The sequence below is a fragment of the Rhodoferax sp. PAMC 29310 genome, from assembly GCF_017948265.1.
Lineage (GTDB): Bacteria > Pseudomonadota > Gammaproteobacteria > Burkholderiales > Burkholderiaceae_C > Rhodoferax.
The window spans coordinates 1,358,952-1,382,461 of the sequence record NZ_CP072852.1; the positions used below are offsets into that span (position 1 = coordinate 1,358,952).

Genomic DNA, 23,510 nt, shown 5'->3' on the forward strand with positions numbered 1-23,510 from the left:
GAATCAAACACATCGGGTTCTTTGCCCCTCGAACTGGCGCAGCTTTGTCGATTTTTCAGCCATCGGCGCTGAACACACCGCCACTCGCTTAGACCACCGGCTCTTTCTGCTGGTGGTGCTAGCCGCAGGCTTGGGCGCACGCCAGTTTTTGCTCGCCCTCACCTGTTTCACGCTGCCCAGCAAAGGCTCTCGTCAAGGCAATGTCTGCTCAAAGCAGGCTTTGGACCACGCTTGCCAACATTGAAAAGTTACTCCTGATCTCATCTTCCGGCACCGCGGCGTAGCCAAGCAACAATCCATTTGCAGCGGAGGTTGGGCGGATGGAGTACTCCGACAGAGGACGTGTGGAAACGCCGGCCCGCATGATCTTTCGCGAGGCCACGACATCATCCACACGCTTGGGCAACCCCAATACAAGGTGAAGCCCCGCGTCGCCGCCGATCACCGGCAACAGACTGCCAAAGCTCCTCGTGATGGCGGCGATCAATGCATCGTGGCGCGCGCCGTAGACTCCGCGCATCTTTCGCACGTGACTGGCATAGTGCCCTTCGGACAGAAAGCGAGCCAGGACCGCCTGTTGTTGCAACTGCCCCTCCCGATACAACTCGTTCAATCCGCGCTCGAAAGTCCCCGCCAAATCAGGCGGAACAACCAAATAGGCCAGGCGTATCGCGGGAAACAAGGTTTTTGAAAACGTGCCGAGATAGAGCACGCGACCATGTTGGTCAAGCCCTTGCAAGGCGGGTGCGGGCCATGCCCCATAACGAAACTCACTGTCATAGTCGTCTTCGATCAACCAGATGGAATGGGCCGCAGCGTAGTCGAGCAACTGCTGGCGACGCCCTTGGCTCATTAGTGTGCCAACCGGGTACTGGTGCGACGGCGTGACGAACATGGCGCGTGGCGGTTCACGCAATTGGGCTTCACTGGGTGCCAGACCTTCCCCGTCAACATCAACCGGCACAAGCTTCAGCCCCAGAGCATGAAACACGCTGCGGGCTCCCCAATAACCCGGGTCTTCCAGCCAGATGGCGTCACCGGGGTCAGCCAGCAACTGGCCAATCAAGTGCAGTGATTGCTGCGTTCCACTCGTAATAATGACCTGCTCAGGCGTGCAAACGACGCCGCGGGCGCCCTGCAGGTACTCGGCCACCGCGCGACGCAGGTCCGCGTCGCCGGCGCCAGTGGAGTAGCACAAGTGCTGCGGCGTGATATTTCGCCAAAGGCGACTCTGCAGCCTGCTCCAGATGCGTGCTGGAAACAGACGCACCTCGGGCACACCGGGTGTGAACGCGCCCCACTGGCGTCGGCCTGCGCCGGCCCCGTCGACCAGTTCGCTGCCGCGCCTGGACAATGTTGGGGCGCCCCCATGGGCCATGGGTGGCCCTTGGTACGCCGCGTGGTCTGCCAATCGTCCACCGACTGACGACACGTAGGTACCACGTCCGACCCCCGCCTCCACATAGCCCTCAAATCCCAACTGCTCGTAAACGTGCACCACCGTATTGCGGGCAATCCCCAACGACTGAGCGAGACCGCGCGTGGGCGCAAGCTTGAGCCCAGCCGGCAGGACGCCGTCGCGAATGCCGGTTTGAATGATGCGATAGAGCTGACGGTGGTCCCGCTCCCCACTCTGCCTAACAAACTGCCGCAGTACGAAATCTGGAAATGCAGCGGCCTGTGATGGCTGTGATGGCTGTGATGGCTGTGAAGTGGCAAGTTGAGCTGGCATATTGGTTCTTAACATATCAACAAGTTGGCTCTAATGTTAGGTCCAATTTTGATCTAGCATGATTTATACACAACCACACCAACTTCAAGGATCGCATTTGCGAAACCCAATGACCATGGCCACGCTTCCCATCACCAAGAAAAAATCTGCCCCTGTTGGGGCCTCCAATTCCCAGATCGACGCGCGGCGAATCGCTGCCACGCCAAGAGGCGTCGGCATTGGTTTCTCCGTTTATGCAGAGCGGGCACTCAATGCAGAGCTGTGGGATGTCGAGGGCAAGCGCTACATCGACTTCGGCGCAGGTATTGCCGTGCTCAACACGGGCCACCGTCACCCTCGCCTGGTCGAGGCGATCCAACAGCAGCTCGACCGTTTTACGCACACGGCGTACCAAGTCGTGCCTTACGAGAGTGTGGTCACCCTTGCGGAGCGACTGAACAAGATCACGCCGGGAGCCCATGCCAAGAAGACCGCATTTTTCACCACCGGTGCAGAGGCAGTCGAAAACGCGATCAAAATCGCACGGGCGTCGACCCGCCGTCCCGGGGTGATTGCCTTGAGCGGCGGCTTTCATGGGCGCACCTACATGGGCATGGCACTGACCGGCAAGGTTGCCCCGTACAAAATTGGCTACGGCCCTTTCCCGGCCAGCGTTTACCACGTTCCAGCGCCTACAGATCTGCATGGCGTGTCGGTGCAAGACACATTGAACGCGATTGAGCAACTCTTCAAAGCGGACATTGAACCGACCCAGGTAGCTGCCATCATCTTGGAGCCGATTCAAGGTGAAGGCGGTTTTTATGTGATGCCGGGCGCCCTGATGGAGGCTTTACGCAAGGTCTGCGACCAACATGGCATCTTGTTAATCGCTGACGAGATCCAGACCGGGTTTGCACGTACGGGCAAGATGTTCGCAATGGACCACCACACGGTGGTGCCTGACCTGATCACCTTGGCCAAGAGCCTGGCGGGCGGCATGCCGCTGTCTGCTGTATGCGGTCGCGCCGAGATCATGGACGCCCCGGCGCCGGGCGGCTTGGGTGGCACCTACGCGGCCAACCCACTTGCCATTGCCTCGGCGCTTGCAGTGCTTGACGTCATTGCCGATGAAAAGCTTTGCGACCGCGCTGTGCGACTGGGACAGCAACTCACCACTCATCTGGCATCTTTGCGCGCGTCCGTTCCCGCGATTTCAGAAGTCCGCGGACTGGGCTCGATGGTCGCGATCGAGTTCGCCAAGGCGGACGGAACACCCGACCCCGACGTCACCAAGCGCGTTCAACAACGCGCGTTTGACGCCGGGCTTCTGCTGCTCACTTGCGGGGTGTACGGCAATGTCGTGCGCTTCTTGTATCCATTGACCATCGAAGACTCTGTGTTCGAAGAAGGCCTGGCGATTTTGACCGCTGCGCTTCAAGACTGACTGGAACATCTCCATGACATTAAATCTAAAAGACAACAGCCTGTTCATCCAGCAAGCCTTGGTGGCGGGCAAGTGGATTGATGCTGACGATGCATCGACCATTGACGTCACCAACCCAGCCACCGGCAAGAAACTCGGCACTGTGCCCAATTGCGGGGCCGCAGAAACCGAACGTGCGATTCTGGCTGCGGATGCAGCACAACGCCTGTGGCGCGACGCCTCGGCCAAGGAGCGGGCCGCTATTTTGCGTCGACTCAACGACCTCATGTTGGCCAACGCGGACGACCTGGCCTTGATCATGACTTCAGAGCAGGGCAAGCCGCTTGCGGAAGCTCGCGGCGAGATTGTCTATGCCGCGTCCTTCATAGAGTGGTTCTCGGACGAGGCCCGGCGCGTTTACGGTGACACCATTCCCGCTCCCCAAGGCGACCGGCGCATCATGGCCATCAAACAACCGATCGGTACGACCGCGGCTATTACCCCCTGGAACTTTCCAACCGCCATGTTGACTAGAAAAGCAGGCCCGGCCCTGGCTGCCGGCTGCTCAATGGTGGTGAAGCCCGCTTCACAAACGCCCTTCTCCGCGCTCGCATTTGCGCTACTGGCTGAGCGGGCGGGAGTTCCCAGCGGCCTGTTGTCGGTGGTGACCGGTTCGGCCGCAAAGATCGGCGGCGAGATGACCCGCAACCGGTTGGTGCGCAAACTCAGCTTCACTGGTTCCACCGAGGTTGGCCGCCTGCTGATGCTCCAAAGTGCAGACACGGTCAAAAAGCTGTCACTGGAGTTGGGCGGCAACGCTCCATTCATTGTGTTTGATGACGCCGACCTTGATGCAGCCGTCGACGGGGTTATGGTCTCCAAGTACCGCAATACCGGCCAGACATGTGTTTGCGCCAACCGCATTTATGTGCAGCAGGGCGTGCTTCAGGCCTTCACCGACAAACTGGTGACCAAGGTCAATGGACTCAAGGTGGGCTCGGGCGTTGACGCTGGCGTCACCCAGGGTCCGCTGATTGATGAAAAAGCCGTCGCAAAGGTCGAGGAGCATATTGCCGACGCCCGCGCCAAGGGTGGCAAGGTGCTCACAGGTGGCAAGCGCCACGCCCTTGGGGGACAGTTCTTTGAACCGACCGTGCTGTCGGGAGCCACTGCCGACATGCTGGTGGCCAACGAGGAGACATTTGGTCCGCTGGCCCCCATCTTCGCCTTTGACACGGAAGCGGAGGTGCTTGAGCTTGCCAACGACACCGAATTTGGCCTCGCGGCCTATTTCTACAGCCGCGATATCGGACGCGTGATGCGTGTCGCCGAGCGACTTGAGTCGGGCATGGTGGGCGTGAACACCGGTTTGATCTCCACCGCGGAAGCACCGTTTGGAGGTGTCAAGCAGTCAGGACTAGGGCGCGAAGGCTCGAAGTACGGGCTCGATGACTTTCTTGAAGTTAAATATATTTGCCTGGCAGGCCTCGACAAATGAACACAAAGGAATCCATGACCACTTTTGGCATTGCCGGCGTACAGATGCAGGTCTCTGCGTTTGTGCCCAATCTGGAACGCATGAACAACTGGATGCGTCACATTCGCCACCGCTTCCCCTGGGTGCGCATGGTGATGTTCTCGGAGCTGGCTGCGCACGGCCCCAAGCAAACCCCCGAACCGCTTCCGGGCCCCACCGAGGCGGCCTTGTGTGCCATGGCCAAGGAGACCGGCCTGTGGATGATCCCGGGTTCGCTGTTCGAGCGAGTCGAGCGGCCAGATGGCACCGTGGTCACTTACAACACCACCTCAGTGATCAACCCTCAGGGCGAGGTGATTCGACGTTTTCGCAAAATGTTCCCATTCCGCCTTTACGAACATCACGTTGAGGGCGGCAATGAGTTTTGCGTATTTGACGTGCCCGACGCGGGTCGATTTGGTGTGTCGATTTGCTATGACATGTAGTTCCCCGAAACCACACGAACCCTGGTGGCCATGGGCGCAGAGGTGATCCTTCACCCCACCATGACTGACACGATTGACCGCGACGTGGAATTGTCGATTGCTCGAGCGTCGGCCGCAACCAACCAGGTCTATTTCTTTGACATCAACGGCTCAGGGGATGCCGGCACAGGTCGCTCCATCGTGATTGACCCGTCAGGCTACGTGTTGCACCAGGCCGCTGCAGGGGCTGAGGTGATCCCGATTGAAGTGGACTTTGCAAAAGTGCGACGCGAACGGGAGCGCGGATTGCGCAGCAACCTGGGCCAACCGTTGAAGAGCTTTCGGGATCGCGATGTGGACTTCACCGTCTATCAGAAGGATTCGGGTGTGGACGCTTACCTGAACACACTCGGCCCGCTGGTGAAACCCGAATAGTGCCGCCTTGCAGGCCCGAGCGCCGCGGGCCTGTGCACCGGCACAAAGATGTGGTCGTGGTTCAGGCCGGCAACCACGTTGCAGCTTATGCCGGCTTGACCTAACGCGGTGGCGAAGGCGGCGGTCAAGCCCACCGCTTCCAGGTCTGAGTTCACATTCAGCGTGATCCAGGCGCAGCGCAAGGCTGGCTTGAGGCCAGCCGCTAGGGCAACCGATTCTTCCAAAACAAGCGACAAGCCCTCTGGCTCTCTGATGGATGCCATGACATGCGCCGGGTCGATCGGCACCGTGCCATCGCTTTGTGTGAACACGTAAACGCCTGCATTGAGCACCGGCTCCATGTGCCGAAGACGGGTGTCTAGATCTGAGATGGGAGGCATGGTTTGATGTCTTGGATTGATATTTGGCGATTGTCGACAACTGAACAATTGTCGCCAAAGACGAACCCTGCGCAATCGCTGAAATAAAAGCCAAAAAACTACGGTACGTGCAGGGCCACCTTGACCGGCAAACGTGCCAGGGCGTCCTTCACCGCCGCGTGCATTACCGCAAAACGCTCACCAGCCAGATCGGTGGGAATGCTCACCCGAACCCCATGCTGCGGATCGATCTCTACTATGACCGCAGGCTCGCCAGTGATGCTCTGGTCGCGGTAGACCTGCTCAACCAGCGCCACCACCACTGCCTGGGTGGCGAGCTGGCGCAAATCGGGTTTGAAAATCTTTCCCACGTTGGTCATGGGCATGGTGGCCAGAATGGTGACTGCCTTGGGGCGCGCAGGTGCTTCGTCCACTCGGGTGGCAACAAAGTCCAACAACTCGGCCTCGGTCGCCCTCGCGCCCGGCACCAGGGTGGCGAACATCACCGGCAACTCACCGGCGTAGGCGTCCGGAGCGCCCACGGCGGCGCACAGCTGCACGGCGGGGTGGGCGCTCAGCGCGTCTTCAATGGTTTTGGGGTCAATGTTGTGCCCGCCGCGAATGATCAGGTCTTTGGCCCGGCCGCTCAGGTTCAGGCGTCCTTCACTGTCCAGCCAACCCAGGTCACCGGTGGCCAGCCAGCCCTCGGGCGTGAACGCGTGCGCGGTATCCACCGGGTCCAGAAAGCCGGGGAAGACATTGGGCGACTGGAACAGCACCATGCCCTGCTCGCCCGCGGGCATGTCGGTGTTGGTGGCACCGCCACTGGCGTCCAGCGCGACGACTCGCATGCGCACATAGGGCGGCGCAAAACCCACACAGCCGGCCGGGCCCACCACACCGGGCGGGGTGACGGTGGAGATGCCGGCCATCTCGGTCATGCCAAAGCTTTCATGCACATGAATGCCAAACTGGCGCTCAAAGCGCAGGCCCAGCTCAGCAGGCATAGGCGCCGCTCCGGTGCGGCAGTAGCGCACCGATGAAATGTCTGCCGCACCTCGCGGCACATTGGATAAGGCGGCCAGCACCGTGGGTACGCCTGACACCGACGTCGCCCGGTACTTTTCAACCAAATGCCAGTAGTTGGCCAGCACATCGCGGTTGCGCATCAAGGCCGTGGTGGGGATGACTGTTTCAGCCCCGGCGGCCAGGGCCGTGAGCGAGCCGGGCAAAACGCCTGCTACATGAAAAAGAGGGTAGCCATTGATGCCGACATCAGTGGGTTGCACGCCTTGCATCATGACGCAGGCCCAGGCCGTGAAGACTTGGCTGCCATGGCTGTGGCGGGCCAGCTTGGGCGCGCCGGTGGTGCCACCGGTGTGAAAGTAGGCGGCAACGTCAGTGGGCAGGATATTGCGGCCGCTCACCAAGTGGTCATCGACTTGGGCGGCACGTGCCGAGCCAAAATCGAGCACGCCTTCAGGCAATGGCGGTTCGCTGTCCAATGTTTCATCATGGGGTGCCACCCGCAGCACCGTCGTCAGCGTGGCCACCTGCGTGCGCAAACGCAGCGCTTTGGACCAGAGTGGCGTATCAGCGTCGCTGCCATAGGCGATCAATACCTTGGCGCGGGCCACAGTCATGAGCGACACCAGTTTTTCATCGCTAAGCAAGGGGTTGAGCGGCTGCACAATGCCAGCCGCCTCGCCACCCCAAAGGGCCAAGTGATATTCCAGACAACCGGGCAGCAAAACCGCCACCGCGTCCTCAGGGCCGACACCTAGGCTGTGCAACAGGTTGGCGGTTTGGTGCACGCCGGCCAGCAGGTCGGCATAGGACCATCGAATCGGCGCATCCTCAGGATTGGCCGTGCGCAAAAAGGTCAGCGCAGGTTTGCTGCCAAAGGCTCGCGCCGAGTTACACAGCAGGGCGTAGGTGCTGGGAACGGCCACGGTTTGCGCCAGCGGCAGCGCTTCCAGCCGCCGAACGTCGTCCAGGCTGCGAATGGGTGGCGGCGCCACAAAAGGCTGGTTGGCCGCTGTAGGGGGTGTGGATGGCTTGTTCATGGTGTGATTTGGACTTTAAGCCCAAACACCACCCTGCGAAGTCACCCGCGCGTCCTGCCCTACAACTCGCTCCACAAATCACGCATGACCTGGGCATAGTTCTGAGCCTGCGCGGGCCACTGTGCCAAGTTGTGCGCCTGACCAGCCAGGTAGACCGCCAAGGGCTTGGCGTCGGGACTGGAGAAAAGCTGGGCATCCAGAACGTGGTCGGCAGGCATTCCCAACAACGCTGGGGCGTTGGAGTCCAGCACCATGAAGTCGGCACGATGCCCCACCTGAATACCGCCCAGCGGCTGCGCGGTGGCGGCGTGCCCGCCGGCCAACGCCCCCTCAAACAACGCGGCAGCGGTGCTAAGGTGCTCGCCAGCCTGCGCCGCCACATTGCGCTGGCGCAGGGCGAGGCGCTGGGAATACTCCAGCAAGCGCAACTCTTCGCTCCAACTGCGGGTGACGTGGCTGTCTGAACCAATCGACCAACGGCCACCTCGCTTGGCAAAGCCGCTGTAGTCAAACACGCCGTCACCCAGATTGGCCTCGGTGCTGGGGCAAATGATGATGGAAGCACCTGCGTAGGCCACACCTTGCAACTCGGCAGGCGTGGTGTGGGTGGCATGCACCAAATTCCAGTTTGCATTAACCGGCATCTTCGTAAGCAACCACTCTATCGGGCGCAGACCCGTGTGGGAGATGCAGTCTTGCACCTCCTGGGTTTGTTCGGCAATGTGAATGTGCACCGGCAGGCCACTCTCGTTGGCAAAGGCCGCGATTTCCGCAATGGCGCCTTCATCAGCGGCACGCAACGAGTGCATAGCCACACCCACGTTGACCCACGGCATGTCGCGCACCTGGGCTTGCAAGCCTTCAACCAGGCGGGCAATGGACGTTGGCGATGACGCAAAACGGCGCTGGTCGCCGCGCAAGCCCGCCGCATCAAAACCGGAGCGCATGTACAGCGTGGGCAATAGCGTCAAGCCCATGCCGGCGCGCTGCGCAGCACGCGCCAGAGCGAGCGACATCTCCAGCGGATCGGCATAGGGCTGACCGCTGGGCGCGTTGTGCAGGTAGTGGAACTCGCAAACCTGGGTGTAGCCACTTTGGCGCAGCTCGGTGTAGAGCAAGGTGGCAATGGTCTCCAACTGGGCTGGCGCAATACGCAGGGCGGCCGTGTACATGCGGTCGCGCCAGCTCCAGAAGTCGTCGCTGGCCGTGCCCACTGCCCCACCCCGGCGCTCGGTGAGTCCGACGATGGCGCGCTGAAAGGCGTGGCTGTGGGCGTTGACCAGCCCCGGCAGCACCGGTCCAGGCAAGACAACAGCGCCCCTTCGCTCCACCTCGGAGGCGCCCGCTTGCACGCCGCTCCAAACTCCATTGACATTTACACCCAGCAACACGTCCCGTGCCCATGTGCCGTTGACCCACGCTTGTTGGGCGAAAAAACTCTTCGTGGCGTCAGTCATACAGCTTCCGGCAAGCGCTCATCGCGGCTTGCAGCATCGTCGTCAGCAGCGGTTGTATGGCGGCCGCCTTGGCGGCGTCATAGGCAAACGGTGCGCTCTCTTGCATATAGAGGTATTGGCACATTTCCAGTTGCACGGCGTGCACCCGGTTGGCCGGTGCGCCGTAGTGGCGGGTGATGTAGCCGCCTTTAAAGCGGCCGTTCAGCACATGGCTGACCTTGGTTTGCGAGGCACAAGTCTGAATCACAGCCCCGGCAACAGCTTCATGGGCGCTGTCGCCATTGGCAGTGCCCACGTTCAGCCCCGGTAGCGTGCCTTCAAACAGCCATGAAATTTGCGAGCGAATGCTGTGTGCGTCCCACAGCAGCGCATAGCCATGCTCCGCCTTGATACGCTGCAGCTCAGCCGCCAAAGCCGTGTGATACGGCTGCCAATAGAGCGCACGCCGGCGCAGGCACTCCTGCGGCCCCGGTGCCTGGCCCGGCAGGTACAAGGCGTCGCCCGTGAAGAAATGCGTGGGGCACAATTCCGTGTTGGAGGCACCGGGGTACATGGGTGCGTCATCCGGCGGGCGGTTCAGGTCGATCACGTAGCGCGAGGTCTTTGGCATCAGCACGCTGGCCCCCAACTCGGGCAAGGTGTTGTAGAGCTGGTCCAAGTGCCAGTCGGTGTCTTCCACCTCCCAAGCGGGGGGCACATAGGCGCTGCGCAATTCCTCAGGAATATGGGTGCCAATGTGGGGCATGCTGACCAGAAGCGGCGAATTGCCATGGTGCAGGGTGTAGGTCATCGAACTTGGCCTTCAAAAACAACTTCGCGGCAGGGGTTGGCGCCCAACGCGTAGCTGAGTTGGGCGGGATGCTTGACGTTCCACAGCACAAAGTCGGCGCGGTGGCCCGTGGCCAGCACGCCCCGGTCCGCCAGCCCCAATGCTTGCGCGGCATGGCGGGTAACACCGACCAGAGCCTCTTCGGGCGTCAGGCGGAACAGCGTGCACGCCATGTTGAGCATCAGCAACAGCGAGGTGCACGGAGAACTGCCGGGGTTGCAGTCGGTAGACACGGCGATCGGCACGTTCAGGCGACGCAGCAACTCAATGGGCGGCAGCCTGGTTTCACGCAGAAAGTAAAACGCGCCCGGCAGCAACACGGCCACACTGCCCGCTTGTGCCATCGCCACGGCGCCCTCCTCGCTCAACCACTCCAGGTGGTCGCAACTCAAAGCCCCAAAACTGGCAGCCAACGCCGCGCCACCGCTGTCGCTGAGTTGTTCAGCGTGCAACTTCACCGGCAGGTTCAGCGCGCTAGCGGCTTCAAACACCCGGGCGACCTGAGCGGGGCTGAAGGCAATTCGTTCACAAAAAGCATCCACGGCGTCAACGAGTCCCTCGCGATGCAATTCGCGCAGCATGCCAACCACCTCGTCAATGTAGGCGTCCGCCCGGCCGGCAAAGCTCGCCGGCACAGCATGGGCGCCCAGAAAGGTGGTACGCACCGACACCCGATGCTCTTGGCCCAAGTCACGCGCCACCTCCAGCATCTTGCCCTCGTCCATCAAGCTCAGGCCGTAGCCGGACTTGATCTCCAGGGTGGTCACGCCTTCTTTTAAAAGTTGTTGCAAGCGCACGCTGCTTTGTGCCTTCAATTCCTCCGCCCTGGCGTTGCGCGTTGCCAGCAACGTAGAGGCAATGCCTCCGCCTTGTGCGGCAATGTCTTCATAGCTGGCGCCCTGCAGGCGCATTTCAAACTCATGGGCACGGTCACCGCCGTACACCAGGTGGGTGTGGCAATCGATCAAGCCGGGGGTGATCAGGGCGCCGCCCGCGTCGTGCTGGGTGGTGCAGCGCTCCAGCAAATCCGCCGGCACCTCGGTGCGGGGGCCAACCCAGCGCAGTGTCTGGCCTTCCACCACCAACGCGCCGTCGGGAATCAAACCGTAAGGCATGACGGCGCCGGCGCGCATCGTTGCAAGGTTGCAATTGTTCCAAAATGTCAGACTCATAAATCAATCTCCATCCATAGCGCGTGCTCAGCATGCACCTGAAACTGGCTACCCACCGGCAGATGCTGCCAAATTAAGGTTTGGGGCTCCAATGTCAATACTTCAGTATTAAATAGCACTCTAGCCCCCGTATTACCTGCGTAGACAGCTATTGTTTTAGGAGTATTCAGCGTTCGATCAAACGGCACGCGAAGCCGCTCCATGCGGGCGCCCACACCCTGCTTCACCATGAGGTTGAAATCTTGCGTGGGGTCGTCGAGCAGTTGGCAGTCCACTGGAACATCTCCATCAAAGTCAAACGGCGCGGTGTCATCGTGCAAGACGTGGCGACGGTTTTCGATGGTCAGCTGTACGCCTGCGCCGCTCAACACCGAAAACCAGCGATGCACACCCGGGAAGGCTGAAAACGGCCCGCCCTGTGCCACCTCCGCCACGGACATGCGCCAGACCCAGTTCTGGGTCTCCGGCCAGACCGCGAGTTCACGCGTGGTGCCGCCCCCATTGCGCCAAGGCGTTGGGGCAACGTCATTCAAGTGCAAAACATGCCAGGTCATAACTGAAAATTCCCACTGAAGCTGTAACGCAAACCGGGGTACACCAAGCGGGCCACGCTGGCCACATGCGCACCACTCACTGTGCGCCGGGTCATGACCAAACAAGGCTCTCCGCGTTTCATGGCCAGGTGTTTGGCCTCCAACGGGTCCGGCAGGCAAGCTTCGATCACATAGCTGGCTTCTGTCAAGGGGGCATGGTCCAACAGGTAATGGGTGGGCGTGGTGCGGGCGAAATCATTGCGCATGTAATCTGGCGCGGCCAACGGGTTCACATGGCGGTCTTCAAACTGAATCGGCACGTCGTTTTCAAAATGCACCAGTTGGGAATGAAACACCGTGTCGCCCACCGCCACACCCAATACCTGGGCAAGTGCGGCGTCAGCCGGCACAGCCTCTAACTTCACCAAACGGCTGGTGTGCGTGTGGCCCCGGGCCAGCACCTCCTCATGAATGTCTCGCACTGCCAGCGTGCTGGAGATGCGGTGCAACTGCGCCACCACCGTGCCCGAACCTTGCACACGCGTCACCAGCCCCTCCACCGCCAGCTCTTTCACAGCGCGGTTCACCGTCATGCGGCTCACCCCAAACTGCAACTGCAACGCGGCTTCGCTGGGCACCGCATCGCCCGGGCGCCAAGCACCGGAGGTGATTTGCGACTTGACGAAGGCTTTGACTTGCTCGTAGGCAGGGAGTGGTTGAACAACCATTTCACGCACGCGTCAGCACAGCACGCAGAAAGTCTCTCGTGCGCTCTTCCTTTGGGGCCGTAAATATTACGTCAGGAGCGCCAGCCTCTATCACGATTCCGCCATCCATGACGACCACAATATCCGCGACCTCTCGCGCAAAATCCATCTCATGGGTCACAACCATCATCGTCATTCCCTCACTGGCGAGTAATTTCATCACCTGAAGAACCTCGCCGACCAGCTCGGGGTCTAACGCCGACGTCGGCTCGTCAAATAACATGACTTTGGGCTGCATAGCTAACGCCCTGGCAATGGCTACACGCTGCTTCTGTCCTCCAGACAAACTTCCGGGCATCGCGTGCGCCTTTTGAGACAAGCCAACTTTATTCAGCAGAACCATGGCCTCAACTTCAGCATTTACTTTGGACACCCCGCGGACTTTGCAAGGGCCAACCGTGATGTTCTCAATAACCGAAAGGTGCGGAAATAGATTGAAGGACTGGAACACCATGCCCACTTCTTCACGCAAATGGTTCAAGGCTTGCTCGCCCAACATCTGGCCGTTGTCGGTCAGGACGCGGCCGCATATTTTGACCAATCCACTGTTCGGTTGCTCAAGTCCATTGCAACACCGCAGAAAGGTACTCTTACCAGAGCCGCTCGGACCAATAACTACGACAACCTGTGACGGTTGAACATCAAAGTCAATTCCGCACAAGACCTCATGCTCGCCAAATGACTTGTGCAATGCACGGATGTGAATGATGGGTTCTTGGGTTTTCATTGCACCATGCCTCCTGCACGCAAACGCTGTTCGATCTTTCGCAAGGCAAGAGATGTCATTCCAGTCAATATGAAATAGATAGCAGCGATGGCCAGATAGACCTCCAATGAACGATACGTCACACTAATGATCTTTTGTCCCTCATGCATCACATCGTGAATGGTGAGTAGCGACACTAGGGCTGAGTTCTTGATCAGGGCAATAAACTCGTTGCCCAGCGGGGGAATCATCCGCACCAAGGCTTGAGGCAAGATGATGGCCCGCATGGCAGTTCCATACGACATGCCCATCGATCGCGCTGCCTCCATCTGACCTTTGTCAATCGACTGGATGGAGCCCCGAACAATTTCGGAAACATAGGCCCCTGAATAAACGCCCAGCCCCAATACGCCGCAGACAAAAGCCGGCAAAAGAATATCGAACTGAGGCAATCCAAAAAACAGCAGAAAGAGCTGTACCAGCAACGGCGTACCACGAATGACAGCCACATAGCTGGTGCACAACGCATAGACCACGCGCCGCTCAGGCTTCAGACGCCCGATCCCCACCAACAAGCCCATGACGCAACCAAGCAAGAGCGATAACGAGGTAATTTCAACCGTTACCCACGCCCCTTGCATGAGGTTGCGCCAACCATCAAAAACTGGAGAGAAATCGAGTTCCATCAGATGCCGCCTGCGTGTTATTTGGACATGCCGCTAAACCATTTTTTGACAATCTGGGCATAGGTCCCATCTGCCTTGAGTTTTGCCAGTGCAGCGTTCACGGCACGAGTCAACTCAGGGGTGTCTTTGCGAATAGCCATGCCGTACTCCTCCGTGGTCAACTGCTGGTCAAGCACCCTCATGCCACCGCGAGTACGTACATATTGAAAAGCGGCCGGTTTGCCGGTAACAGCGGCATCCGCCCGGCCAATGTCAACAAGGTTGAACATTTCCTGATTTTTTTCAACCTCAACCAATTGAACTAGAGGGTGGTTGGTCCCCAAGTAGCCGACCGACTTGGTTCCGACTTGGACTGCAACTTTTTTACCATTCAGGTCAGTAAGGGTCTTGATGGCCGAATTGCCATCTTTCACCATAGCAACCAGTCCACCGGCATAGTAAGAGTCGGAAAAATCCACGACTTTCTTGCGCTCGTCCGTGATATAGATCGCCGAGACTGACATGTCAAATCGTTTGGAAATCAACCCAGGGATCAAACCCTTGAAGTCAATATCCACCCACTCAATTCGCTTGTTCATCGCCTTTCCAAGGGCTTCAACCAGTTCAATATCAAACCCGGTTCTCACGTTGTTTTCGACAAATTCCATAGGAGGAAAGGTAGCGTCGGTGCCAACCCGAAGTGTGTCTTGCGCATGCGCATTGACGGCACTCAAGCCAACGGCTGCAGCACAGGAAAATAGAAAGGTGCGACGAAAGTTCATGATGTTGTCTCCAGGTGGTTAAAACTAGCTCGGGGTATTCAAACTTCGCGTAATACGGGCGGCCGTTACGACCGTCATCTGAATCAGGGGTGAATGGTTGTTTTCTACACGCACGCTCGGCGCCATCAAAGTCAAAACGCCAACGGGTCGTCGTCCCAGGGAAAACAAGGGGGCACTCACACCCCATACGCCCGGGTCAACCTCACCATCACTAACGACAAAGCCCGCCTTTCGAATTGCGGCCAACTCTGCCAACAAACCAATATTCTCAGGAGACCCGTCGCCCATCAAAGGCTGAAGGAGAGCACTCAAATCCCTACTGGGCAAATGTGCCAAGAGGCACTTGGCCGATGCACCCTTGTGAAGTGGCACGCTTCGTCCCTTTTCAAAAGAGCAGCGCAGGGACTGTTGGCTGTCGATCATGTCGATACAAATAGCTTGACCGTTGACCGCCACGATCAATCCGACGCTTTCTTCGGTTTGCTGTGCCAATAGCAACATGTCGGCGCGCGCATGCTGAACAAGATGAGAGGCGATATCAAAGCCAAGTGCCAACTGCAGACTCAGTGGCCCTGGGGCGTAGCGGCCATCGACCTCAAGCGCGAAACCCCACTTTTTCAGCGCGGCCAATTGGCGATAGAGAGTGCTTTGACTTAAGCCGGTCTTTTTGACCAAATCCATGGCCGACAGTGCACTACCGTGCCGCGCCAGAACAGCCAGGACGGACAAAGCGCGATCAACAGTTGAGAGAGTGTTTACGTCGGTAGACATGCGTCCAGTATCTAGGTCATTCATTGGTTCGTAAATCATCAATTCTCAACTGGCGGGAATGCAACTCTCTTTTTTGACTTTCAAAAATCCCCATTGTTGGCCCCATCCCTTTGGTGAAAACAGCTGCAATCTCCCAATGAGAATAGAGCTGGATGCGACCAAAAATACAGTCACTCTCCTCGTTCAATTACAGGGTAAATACTTACTTTTATAGTTGTATAGACAACTAAACTTAATGCGAATTTACCACCACGCTGGAGTTTCCTATGTCAAACCACCGTAGCCCCTTTGCCGACAGCGTCGCCCGCCCAGTGCGCGCGCCCCGCGGCAGCACCCTGACCTGCGCCGACTGGCAAATCGAAGCCGCCTACCGCATGCTGAAAAACAACCTCGACCCGGAAGTGGCCGAGAACCCCGATGAACTGGTGGTGTACGGCGGCATCGGCAAGGCGGCGCGCAACTGGCCGTGTTTTGACGCCATTCTGCACAGCCTGACCCAGCTCAAGGCGGACGAAACCTTGCTGGTTCAAAGCGGCAAGCCCGTGGGCGTGTTTCGCACCCACCCCGGCGCGCCCCGGGTGTTGATTGCCAACTCCAACCTCGTGCCCAAATGGTCCACATGGGAGCATTTCAATGAACTCGATCGCAAAGGTTTGATGATGTACGGCCAAATGACGGCTGGCAGCTGGATCTACATTGGCTCGCAAGGCATCGTGCAAGGCACCTATGAGACCTTTGTGGAGGCCGGCCGTCAGCACTTCAACGGCGATCTGGCTGGGCGCTGGGTGCTGACCGCCGGTTTGGGCGGCATGGGCGGCGCGCAGCCACTGGCCGCGACTTTTGCCGGCGCCTGCTCGCTCAACATTGAGTGCCAGCAAAGCTCCATCGACTTTCGCCTGCGCACCCAATACGTGGACGAGCAAGCCACCGACCTGGACGACGCCCTGAAGCGCATCGCCAAGTACACGGCCGAGAAAAAAGCGGTTTCCATCGCCCTGTGCGGCAACGCCGCTGAGATCGTCCCTGAGCTCGTCAAGCGCGCCCAGGCCGGCGGCATTCGCCCCGACATCGTCACCGACCAGACCTCAGCCCACGACATCATCAACGGCTACCTGCCCTCGGGCTGGAGCGTGGCGCAGTGGCAAGCCGCGCAAAAAGACCCGGCCCAACACGCCGCACTCACGCAGGCCGCCGGCGAATCTTGCGCGGTGCACGTGCAAGCCATGCTCGACTTTCACGCCATGGGCATTCCCACGGTCGACTACGGCAACAACCTGCGCCAGGTGGCGAAAGACTTTGGCGTGGCCAATGCCTTTGACTACCCCGGTTTTGTTCCCGCCTATGTACGCCCCTTGTTTTGCCGGGGCGTGGGCCCCTTCCGCTGGGTGGCCTTGAGCGGTGACCCGGAAGACATCAAGAAGACCGACGCCAAGATGAAAGAACTCTTCCCCGACAACGCGGGCCTGCATCGCTGGCTGGACATGGCGCAAGAGCGCATTGCGTTTCAAGGCCTGCCCGCCCGCATTTGCTGGATCGGGCTGGGCGAACGCCACCGGGCCGGCCTGGCCTTCAACGAGATGGTGAAAAGCGGCGAACTCAAAGGCCCCATCGTCATTGGCCGCGACCATCTGGACAGCGGCTCAGTCGCCTCGCCCAACCGCGAAACCGAAGCCATGGCGGATGGCAGCGATGCAGTGAGCGACTGGCCGCTGCTGAACGCTCTGCTCAACACTGCCAGCGGCGCCACCTGGGTCAGCCTGCACCACGGCGGCGGCGTGGGCATGGGTTACTCCCAGCACTCGGGCGTGGTGATAGTGGCCGACGGCACACCTGAGGCAGCAGACCGCCTGGGCCGCGTGCTGTGGAACGACCCCGCCACCGGCGTCATGCGCCACGCCGATGCCGGCTATGACATTGCCGAAGCCTGTGCCCGCGAGCAAGGCCTGAACCTGCCCATGAAAGCCTGAAAACCATGACGACTCCAATGAACACCCTATTGATTCAACCCGGCCACTTGACGCTGGAACAACTGCAAGCCATTCACGCCGGTGGCGTGCAACTCACCTTACCCGAAGCCAGCCGCGCCGATATTCAGGCCAGCCAGTTGGTGGTGCAACGCGCCGCTGACGGCGATGCGCCGGTGTATGGCGTCAACACCGGCTTTGGCAAGCTGGCCAACCAACGCATCAGCAAAGAGCAATTGGCCACGCTGCAACTCAATTTGATCCGCTCCCACAGCGTGGGCGTGGGCGAGCCACTGGCGCCCGCCATCATGCGCATCATGCTGGTGCTGAAAGCCGCCAGTCTGGCGCGCGGCTACTCTGGCGTGCGCCAGGTGGTGGTCGACACCCTGCTGGCGGTGTTCAACGCGGGCTTGGTGCCCTACGTGCCGTCACAAGGCTCGGTCGGCGCGTCCGGTGACTTGGCACCGCTGGCTCACATGACGCTGGCCCTGCTGGGCGAAGGCGAGATGCTGGTCAATGGCCAACGCGTACCCGCCGGCCCCGCGCTTCAAGAAGCCGGCATAACACCGCTCACCCTCGGCCCCAAAGAAGGCCTGGCGTTGATCAACGGCACACAAACCTCTACCGCGCTGGCGCTGCACGCCCTGATCAGCTTTGAGCCCGTGCTGGAATCAGCGCTGGTGATTGGCGCGTTGACGGTGGACGCAGCACGCGGCAGCGACGGCCCGTTTGACCCGCGAATTCATGAACTGCGCGGCCAACCCGGCCAGATTGACGTGGCCCAGTATTACCGCGCCCTGCTCAAAGGTAGCGCCATTCGCGACTCGCATCTGGACGGGGATGACCGGGTACAAGACCCCTACAGCCTGCGTTGCCAGCCCCAGGTAGTGGGCGCCTGTCTGGACCAACTTCGCCATGGTGCGGTGGTGCTGGTGCGCGAAGCCAATGCCGTCACCGACAACCCGCTGGTGTTTGCCGAAGACGGTGCCATGGTCTCGGGCGGCAACTTCCACGCCGAGCCGGTCGCGCTGGCGGCCGATGGCATGGCGCTGGCCATTGCCGAAGTGGGTGCCATTGCCGAGCGCCGCATTGCCATGCTGATTGACAGCGGCGTCTCGCGCCTGCAGCCGTTTTTGACCGCCGATGCGGGCCTGAACAGCGGTTTCATGATTGCCCACGTCACGGCAGCCGCACTGGCCTCCGAGAACAAGTCCTTGGCGCACCCAGCCAGTGTGGACAGCCTGCCCACCAGCGCCAATCAAGAAGACCATGTCTCCATGGCCACCTTTGGCGCGCGCCGCCTGCAGGCCATGATCAGCAACACAGCCACCATTCTGGGCATCGAATTGCTGGCATGCGCCCAAGGCATTGAGTTTTTGCGTCCACTGAAAAGCTCGCCCGCATTGGAAGCCGCCCACGCCTTGCTGCGCGAAACCACGCCCGCCATGCATGTGGACCGTTACCTCGCGCCGGACATTGAACACGCCACCCAACTGGTGCGCGAGGGCCGCCTATCGCCGCTGTTTCGCGCCTTGCCGGGTTTGCCGGCACTTTGGGTGGCGGTTTAAGCAGATGGCAGTGCGCAAATTTTTGGTGATTCTGCCATTGCGAGGTCTATCGTTTGACAGGAGATGCACTGGGCTTGCCGGACAGCGTCCTCTCAATGGAGATGGTTAGGCGCCTGCATGCTTTACCACCAACTTTAGCGACCGAACAAGAGTGACAAAGGCGACACAAGCGCCAATCGAAAAAAGAAGGACCGAATGGTCTGGTGGAAACACCAGGACATAACCTTTGCCCTTAATAAGTGAGGAAAAGCTCGATACACAGAACGGCATCAGGAAAAGCCGGAATGTTTGCCATTTGTCGTGCTTGCTGCTGATACCGCCAACGCTCAGGATAAGTGCCAGGCCAATCACCGCGCTAATGCCGAGAGAGTTCAGCCAGATAGCGTGCGACGGATCGAAGTAGGCGAACACCGTCACGAAGTACCAGAACAAGTAGCACCACAGTACCGTTTTGCCAAGGGACAGAGAAGCGAAGTAACGCAGCTATTTCAAATAGCAGTGTTGGATTTTTGGAAGTGAAGGCTCTTCTACAGCCTCATTGCATCGCTTCAGGGCAGCAAAAAGAGGGTGTCCCGAATTTTGTGTAAACGGCGGTTAAGTTAGACGCGCGGCATGCGCTCGTCAAACTGAATGGTAAAGCGGTTCAGAGCAGCCTTCCAATCCCGAATCGGCATCGTCCATTTCTGGCTGATGTTGTTCAGTGCCAGATAGAACAGCTTGAACACTGCGTCCTCAGTTGGGAACGAGCCGCGGGTCTTGGTTATTTTGCGCAGGCTCATGTTCACGGACTCAATGGCGTTGGTCGTGTAAATCACTTTTCGGATGTCTGGCGGGTATTCAAAGAACGGTATCAAGTGTGTCCAGTTGCGCCGCCAGGAGCGCCCAATCGGAGCGAAGGAATCGTCCCATTTGACCTCGAATGCCGTGAGTTGTCGCTCAGCTTCGGATTCAGTGGGCGCAGCGTAAATCAGCCGCAAATCCGCGGCGACTTCCTTGCGCTGTTTCCACCCCACGAAGTTCAGGCTGTGACGCACCATGTGAACAATGCAAAGCTGCACCGTCGCCTTGGGGAAGACTGCCTCAATGGCGTCAGGGAAACCTTTGAGCCCATCTACGCAGGCGATAAAGATGTCAGCCACGCCCCGATTCTTCAGTTCAGTCACCACCTGCAGCCAGAACTTGGCCCCTTCGGTTTGGGCCATCCACAGGCCCAGTACCTCTTTGAGGCCGTCCAGGTTGACGCCAATGGCCAAGTACAGGGCCTTGACCCGCACAGTACCGTTGTCGCGCACCTTGACGTGAATGCAGTCCATGTAGACGATGGGGTACAGCGCCTCCAAGGGGCGCGACTGCCAGGCTTTGACCTCGTCCATGACGGCGTCGGTCACGGATGAAATCAGGGCAGGAGACACTTCGGCGCCGTACATCTCCTGCAGATGGCCTTGAATCTCGCGTACCGTCATGCCTCGGGCATACAGCGACAGTATCTTGTCGTCAAAGCCGCTCCAGCGGGTCTGGTGTTTGCCAATCAGTTGGGGCTCGAAGGTGCCGGCGCGGTCACGGGGGATTTCTATGGGTAGCTGGCCAAAATCGCCTTTGAGCGTTTTCTTGCTGCACCCGTTGCGGGTGTTGCCCGCTTCATTGGCAACCAACTGGTTCTTGCCGTGACCCAGGTGGCCGGTCAATTCGGCTTGCAAAGCTCGCTCGACCAAGGCTTTGGTGAGCTGCGTCAAGAGGCCATTCTGGCCAATCAGGTCTTCGGGCTTTTTGTAGTCGGCCAACAGGGCGTCAATCAGCTCGGCGGGTAAGGGTTTCATCTCTACGGTCATCTCGGCTCCATGCAAGACAGCAGTTTCCTGCCAAATAACCGTTTACACAAAACTTCTTACACCCTCGGCGCATGGGACCTGCGGCCAACGGCGCCCATCTGAGAATGTCCAAACCCATATGCTAATTCCATGTGTACTGAACCGCTTGGTCGTCGACCAGCGGTCATTCATTACACGGGGCTCTTCCTATGCGCAACGCTGACCCCCATTGTTTCTATTTTCACAGCTCGGCGCTCAAAAGTTCAGGACTCTGGTGTAAGGATCGCTGAACGGTAGCGACTACCTCTATGCAAGCCGACCTTGTTGGCAAGCACCTCTCAACCCTCAATCCCTTCAGGAGATCACCATGAACAACACCATCACCCGCCGCAACGCCGCCCGCATCGCCTCGGGCGCGGCCCTCGCCTTCGCCATGGGCGCCGCCCTGACATTGGCCGCCAGTCCCGTTGCCGCCCAAAGTGCCGACAAAGAAAAATGCTTCGGCGTAGCACTGCAAGGAAAAAACGACTGCGCTGCCGGCCCCGGCACCACCTGCGCCGGCACCTCCAAGGTGGACTACCAGGGCAACGCTTGGTCGCTGGTGCCCAAAGGCAGCTGTGAGAAGACCGCATCGCCCAAGTCACCTTCAGGCATTGGTCAGCTCGCGGCGTTTAAAGAGAAGATCTGAATTCAACCGGGAGTGCGACACCAACGGAGACAACACCATGAGCCAAACCACTGTTTTTGGGCCTGTCACGCCCAGTGTCGCTACCCAGACCAGCCCTCCCCTGAATTGGCCGCTGCCACACCGGGCTGGGCTCGGTCTCAAACCCGAACACTTTGCCCATGTCCACGCGTTTCAGCCTGATGTGGGTTTTTTTGAAGTACATGCAGAGAACTACCTGGTGGCAGGTGGGCCCATGCACCACCACCTGACCCGCATTCGAGAACAGTACCCCTTAAGCATCCACGGCGTGGGGCTGTCCATTGGCAGCGAAGAGCCGCTGGACGCCAGCCACCTGAACTCGGTGGCCCAGTTAGTGGATCGCTACCAGCCTGCCGTCTTTTCCGAACACCTGGCCTGGTCCAGCCACGGCGGCGTTTTCCTCAACGACCTGCTGCCCCTGCCTTACAACCTGCTCACGCTCAGCCGCGTGTGCGACCACATTGATCAAGTCCAGAACTGCCTTGGCCGCGACATGCTGCTGGAAAACCCGTCCACCTATGTGGAGTTCGTCAGTTCCACCTGGAGCGAGGGCGACTTTCTGCGCGAGGTGATTCGCCGCACTGGCTGCGGCCTGCTGCTGGATGTGAACAACGTCTATGTGTCGAGCATCAATCATGGGCGCGATCCGACGCGCAGCCTGTGTAAAATGCCCTGTCATGCCACCCAGGAAATCCATCTGGCAGGTTTTGCCGAAGACTTGGATGGTGCCGGCGACCGCCTGTTGATCGACGCCCACGCTTCATCCGTGGCAGACGCGGTCTGGGCGCTGTATGACACCGCGCTGTCACTGACGGGGCAACAGCCCACGCTGATCGAACGCGACAACGACCTGCCCGAATTCGCAATCCTTTTGCGAGAAGCTCAACTGGCCGAGCGCCACATGGGCTCGTTGGGTGTACTCGACAACCAAGCCAAGAAGCCCTGCCCGCTACGCACCCGCTACGCACCGGCGAAGGAGACTTTTGTATGAGCACGCAACACACCTGGTCACAGGCCCTGTTGGACCCGGCCCATGCCGCACCCATCGGCCTCGTCACCTGGAACCACAGCGACCCGGCGCGGCGTCTCGCCGTGTACCGCAACAACATGATGGTCTCGCTGGTGGACGCGCTGGCCAACACTTTTCCCGTCACAGAAGAACTGGTGGGGGAAGAATTTTTCCGCGCCATGGCTCAGGTTTTTGTACGCGCCCACCCGCCGCGCACCCGCGTGCTTTGCCACTACGGCCACGAACTTCCGAGCTTCATTGCACAGTTTTCTCCCGCCGCTGGCTTGCCCTATCTGGCCGATGTCGCGCATCTGGAATTCTTGCGCCTTCAGGCCTTGCATGCTGCCGACGCACAGAGCATGGACGCCCAGCGCATCGCGGCCGTGATGCAGGACACCGACGCCTTGCCCTCGGTGCGCTGGCAACTCGCCCCCAGCCTGCACCTGCTGTGCTCGCCGCACGCGGCCGTGTCCGTCTGGGCGACACACCAGGAAGGCAGCGGCATCGCGCTCGAAGACATCGATCTACAGCGGGCCGAATCGGCGTTGATTTTTCGCAGTGGGTGGGACGTCATGGTCTTGCAAATATCACCCGGAATGACCGAGCTGGTGAACCACCTTTTGAGCAAGGCCACGTTGGGCGAGGCCATCGACCAAGCCTTTGCCTGCGAACCTGATTTCGACCTCTCACGAGCCCTGGCCGACCTGATACGCCACGGACTGCTGATCGACGTGCAACGCTCCCACTGAGTTAGCGCACGGCCGTTTTTAGCCCAATCAACCCAGGAGACCTTCATGAACACCTTTACCACCCCCAACGCTGGCGCTGACACCTCCGG

The 23,510-nt window shown here is 59.6% G+C and carries 22 protein-coding genes and 1 pseudogene; 8 read left to right on the forward strand and 15 right to left on the reverse strand.

Going from position 1 to position 23,510, the window contains the following annotated elements; all coding sequences use genetic code 11:
• Positions 1 to 208: 208 nt before the first annotated feature.
• Positions 209 to 1,732: a PLP-dependent aminotransferase family protein gene (locus J8G15_RS06175; RefSeq protein WP_210546647.1), complete on the reverse strand. Its 1,524-nt coding sequence runs from the start codon at positions 1,730 to 1,732 to the stop codon at positions 209 to 211.
• A gap of 115 nt (positions 1,733 to 1,847) precedes the next feature.
• Between J8G15_RS06175 and gabT the strand changes: the two genes are divergently transcribed.
• The 3 genes and pseudogenes from gabT (at position 1,848) to J8G15_RS06190 (ending at position 5,510) form a co-directional block, all read left to right on the forward strand.
• The gene (gabT, locus tag J8G15_RS06180; protein WP_210547487.1) at positions 1,848 to 3,155 is read left to right on the forward strand and encodes a 4-aminobutyrate--2-oxoglutarate transaminase; all 1,308 of its coding nucleotides are present in this window, start codon (positions 1,848 to 1,850) and stop codon (positions 3,153 to 3,155) included.
• 13 nt (positions 3,156 to 3,168) lie between these two features.
• Positions 3,169 to 4,632: an NAD-dependent succinate-semialdehyde dehydrogenase gene (locus J8G15_RS06185; protein WP_210546648.1), complete on the forward strand. Its 1,464-nt coding sequence runs from the start codon at positions 3,169 to 3,171 to the stop codon at positions 4,630 to 4,632.
• Positions 4,633 to 4,712: 80 nt separating this feature from the next.
• Positions 4,713 to 5,510, forward strand: a pseudogene (locus tag J8G15_RS06190) (carbon-nitrogen hydrolase family protein).
• Here J8G15_RS06190 and J8G15_RS06195 read toward each other — a convergent pair.
• From J8G15_RS06195 to J8G15_RS06250, 12 genes are all read right to left on the reverse strand, one after another.
• The gene (locus J8G15_RS06195) at positions 5,471 to 5,890 is read right to left on the reverse strand and encodes an ACT domain-containing protein (protein WP_210546649.1); all 420 of its coding nucleotides are present in this window, start codon (positions 5,888 to 5,890) and stop codon (positions 5,471 to 5,473) included. The pseudogene J8G15_RS06190 and the gene J8G15_RS06195 overlap by 40 nt on opposite strands.
• A 98-nt stretch (positions 5,891 to 5,988) precedes the next feature.
• Positions 5,989 to 7,935 (reverse strand): acyl-CoA synthetase, encoded by a 1,947-nt coding sequence (locus J8G15_RS06200; protein ID WP_210546650.1) that lies wholly within the window; start codon positions 7,933 to 7,935, stop codon positions 5,989 to 5,991.
• Positions 7,936 to 7,994: 59 nt separating this feature from the next.
• Entirely contained in the window at positions 7,995 to 9,392 is a 1,398-nt protein-coding gene (locus J8G15_RS06205; protein ID WP_210546651.1) for a formimidoylglutamate deiminase, read from the reverse strand.
• Complete coding sequence (gene hutG / locus J8G15_RS06210) at positions 9,385 to 10,182, reverse strand: N-formylglutamate deformylase (protein WP_210546652.1); 798 nt, start codon at positions 10,180 to 10,182, stop codon at positions 9,385 to 9,387. The genes J8G15_RS06205 and hutG overlap by 8 nt, the downstream gene beginning before the upstream one ends.
• Complete coding sequence (hutI, locus tag J8G15_RS06215) at positions 10,179 to 11,393, reverse strand: imidazolonepropionase (RefSeq protein ID WP_210546653.1); 1,215 nt, start codon at positions 11,391 to 11,393, stop codon at positions 10,179 to 10,181. The genes hutG and hutI overlap by 4 nt, the downstream gene beginning before the upstream one ends.
• The gene (locus tag J8G15_RS06220; protein ID WP_210546654.1) at positions 11,390 to 11,947 is read right to left on the reverse strand and encodes a HutD family protein; all 558 of its coding nucleotides are present in this window, start codon (positions 11,945 to 11,947) and stop codon (positions 11,390 to 11,392) included. The genes hutI and J8G15_RS06220 overlap by 4 nt, the downstream gene beginning before the upstream one ends.
• Positions 11,944 to 12,654, reverse strand: a complete 711-nt coding sequence (gene hutC, locus J8G15_RS06225; RefSeq protein ID WP_210546655.1) for a histidine utilization repressor — start codon at positions 12,652 to 12,654, stop codon at positions 11,944 to 11,946. The genes J8G15_RS06220 and hutC overlap by 4 nt, the downstream gene beginning before the upstream one ends.
• 1 nt (position 12,655) lies before the next feature.
• Positions 12,656 to 13,420: an amino acid ABC transporter ATP-binding protein gene (locus J8G15_RS06230; RefSeq protein ID WP_304621856.1), complete on the reverse strand. Its 765-nt coding sequence runs from the start codon at positions 13,418 to 13,420 to the stop codon at positions 12,656 to 12,658.
• On the reverse strand, positions 13,417 to 14,085 hold the full coding sequence (locus J8G15_RS06235; protein ID WP_210546656.1) for an amino acid ABC transporter permease: 669 nt from the start codon (positions 14,083 to 14,085) through the stop codon (positions 13,417 to 13,419). Before J8G15_RS06235 ends, J8G15_RS06230 begins: the two co-directional genes overlap by 4 nt.
• Positions 14,086 to 14,102: 17 nt before the next feature.
• A complete protein-coding gene (locus J8G15_RS06240; protein WP_210546657.1) occupies positions 14,103 to 14,846 on the reverse strand; it encodes a transporter substrate-binding domain-containing protein in 744 nt (247 codons plus the stop codon).
• Between the two features lie 24 nt (positions 14,847 to 14,870).
• On the reverse strand, positions 14,871 to 15,617 hold the full coding sequence (locus J8G15_RS06245) for an IclR family transcriptional regulator (protein WP_210546658.1): 747 nt from the start codon (positions 15,615 to 15,617) through the stop codon (positions 14,871 to 14,873).
• Between the two features lie 16 nt (positions 15,618 to 15,633).
• A complete protein-coding gene (locus tag J8G15_RS06250) occupies positions 15,634 to 15,804 on the reverse strand; it encodes a hypothetical protein (protein WP_210546659.1) in 171 nt (56 codons plus the stop codon).
• Positions 15,805 to 15,883: 79 nt separating this feature from the next.
• Here J8G15_RS06250 and hutU point away from each other — a divergent pair, with 79 nt between their 5' ends.
• Positions 15,884 to 17,584 carry a urocanate hydratase gene (gene hutU / locus J8G15_RS06255; RefSeq protein WP_210546660.1) on the forward strand — a complete coding sequence of 567 codons (1,701 nt, stop codon included), beginning with the start codon at positions 15,884 to 15,886 and terminating at the stop codon, positions 17,582 to 17,584.
• Complete coding sequence (hutH, locus tag J8G15_RS06260; protein ID WP_210547489.1) at positions 17,581 to 19,149, forward strand: histidine ammonia-lyase; 1,569 nt, start codon at positions 17,581 to 17,583, stop codon at positions 19,147 to 19,149. Before hutU ends, hutH begins: the two co-directional genes overlap by 4 nt.
• A 105-nt stretch (positions 19,150 to 19,254) precedes the next feature.
• On the opposite strand, the gene J8G15_RS06265 is transcribed toward hutH, so the two are convergent.
• Both J8G15_RS06265 and J8G15_RS06270 read right to left on the reverse strand, forming a co-directional pair.
• A complete protein-coding gene (locus J8G15_RS06265; protein WP_210546661.1) occupies positions 19,255 to 19,581 on the reverse strand; it encodes a hypothetical protein in 327 nt (108 codons plus the stop codon).
• Between the two features lie 167 nt (positions 19,582 to 19,748).
• Entirely contained in the window at positions 19,749 to 20,978 is a 1,230-nt protein-coding gene (locus J8G15_RS06270) for an IS256 family transposase (RefSeq protein ID WP_210546662.1), read from the reverse strand.
• A 412-nt stretch (positions 20,979 to 21,390) separates the two neighbouring features.
• Between J8G15_RS06270 and J8G15_RS06275 the strand changes: the two genes are divergently transcribed.
• The 3 genes from J8G15_RS06275 to J8G15_RS06285 are packed head-to-tail and all read left to right on the forward strand — an operon-like array spanning position 21,391 to position 23,421.
• Positions 21,391 to 21,645, forward strand: a complete 255-nt coding sequence (locus J8G15_RS06275; protein WP_255555762.1) for a DUF2282 domain-containing protein — start codon at positions 21,391 to 21,393, stop codon at positions 21,643 to 21,645.
• A 37-nt stretch (positions 21,646 to 21,682) separates the two neighbouring features.
• Positions 21,683 to 22,654, forward strand: a complete 972-nt coding sequence (locus J8G15_RS06280; RefSeq protein ID WP_210546664.1) for a DUF692 domain-containing protein — start codon at positions 21,683 to 21,685, stop codon at positions 22,652 to 22,654.
• Complete coding sequence (locus J8G15_RS06285) at positions 22,651 to 23,421, forward strand: DUF2063 domain-containing protein (RefSeq protein WP_210546665.1); 771 nt, start codon at positions 22,651 to 22,653, stop codon at positions 23,419 to 23,421. Before J8G15_RS06280 ends, J8G15_RS06285 begins: the two co-directional genes overlap by 4 nt.
• The last annotated feature ends 89 nt before the right edge of the window (positions 23,422 to 23,510 follow it).

Bases quoted from the DNA above. Each gene is read 5' to 3' on its own strand.
- J8G15_RS06175 (WP_210546647.1), bottom strand. From the start codon at position 1,732: ATGCCAGCTCAACTTGCCACTTCACAGCCATCACAGCCATCACAGCCA.
- gabT (WP_210547487.1), top strand. From the start codon at position 1,848: ATGGCCACGCTTCCCATCACCAAGAAAAAATCTGCCCCTGTTGGGGCC.
- J8G15_RS06185 (WP_210546648.1), top strand. From the start codon at position 3,169: ATGACATTAAATCTAAAAGACAACAGCCTGTTCATCCAGCAAGCCTTG.
- J8G15_RS06195 (WP_210546649.1), bottom strand. From the start codon at position 5,890: ATGCCTCCCATCTCAGATCTAGACACCCGTCTTCGGCACATGGAGCCG.
- J8G15_RS06200 (WP_210546650.1), bottom strand. From the start codon at position 7,935: ATGAACAAGCCATCCACACCCCCTACAGCGGCCAACCAGCCTTTTGTG.
- J8G15_RS06205 (WP_210546651.1), bottom strand. From the start codon at position 9,392: ATGACTGACGCCACGAAGAGTTTTTTCGCCCAACAAGCGTGGGTCAAC.
- hutG (WP_210546652.1), bottom strand. From the start codon at position 10,182: ATGACCTACACCCTGCACCATGGCAATTCGCCGCTTCTGGTCAGCATG.
- hutI (WP_210546653.1), bottom strand. From the start codon at position 11,393: ATGAGTCTGACATTTTGGAACAATTGCAACCTTGCAACGATGCGCGCC.
- J8G15_RS06220 (WP_210546654.1), bottom strand. From the start codon at position 11,947: ATGACCTGGCATGTTTTGCACTTGAATGACGTTGCCCCAACGCCTTGG.
- hutC (WP_210546655.1), bottom strand. From the start codon at position 12,654: ATGGTTGTTCAACCACTCCCTGCCTACGAGCAAGTCAAAGCCTTCGTC.
- J8G15_RS06230 (WP_304621856.1), bottom strand. From the start codon at position 13,420: ATGAAAACCCAAGAACCCATCATTCACATCCGTGCATTGCACAAGTCA.
- J8G15_RS06235 (WP_210546656.1), bottom strand. From the start codon at position 14,085: ATGGAACTCGATTTCTCTCCAGTTTTTGATGGTTGGCGCAACCTCATG.
- J8G15_RS06240 (WP_210546657.1), bottom strand. From the start codon at position 14,846: ATGAACTTTCGTCGCACCTTTCTATTTTCCTGTGCTGCAGCCGTTGGC.
- J8G15_RS06245 (WP_210546658.1), bottom strand. From the start codon at position 15,617: ATGTCTACCGACGTAAACACTCTCTCAACTGTTGATCGCGCTTTGTCC.
- hutU (WP_210546660.1), top strand. From the start codon at position 15,884: ATGTCAAACCACCGTAGCCCCTTTGCCGACAGCGTCGCCCGCCCAGTG.
- J8G15_RS06270 (WP_210546662.1), bottom strand. From the start codon at position 20,978: ATGACCGTAGAGATGAAACCCTTACCCGCCGAGCTGATTGACGCCCTG.
- J8G15_RS06275 (WP_255555762.1), top strand. From the start codon at position 21,391: ATGGGCGCCGCCCTGACATTGGCCGCCAGTCCCGTTGCCGCCCAAAGT.
- J8G15_RS06280 (WP_210546664.1), top strand. From the start codon at position 21,683: ATGAGCCAAACCACTGTTTTTGGGCCTGTCACGCCCAGTGTCGCTACC.
- J8G15_RS06285 (WP_210546665.1), top strand. From the start codon at position 22,651: ATGAGCACGCAACACACCTGGTCACAGGCCCTGTTGGACCCGGCCCAT.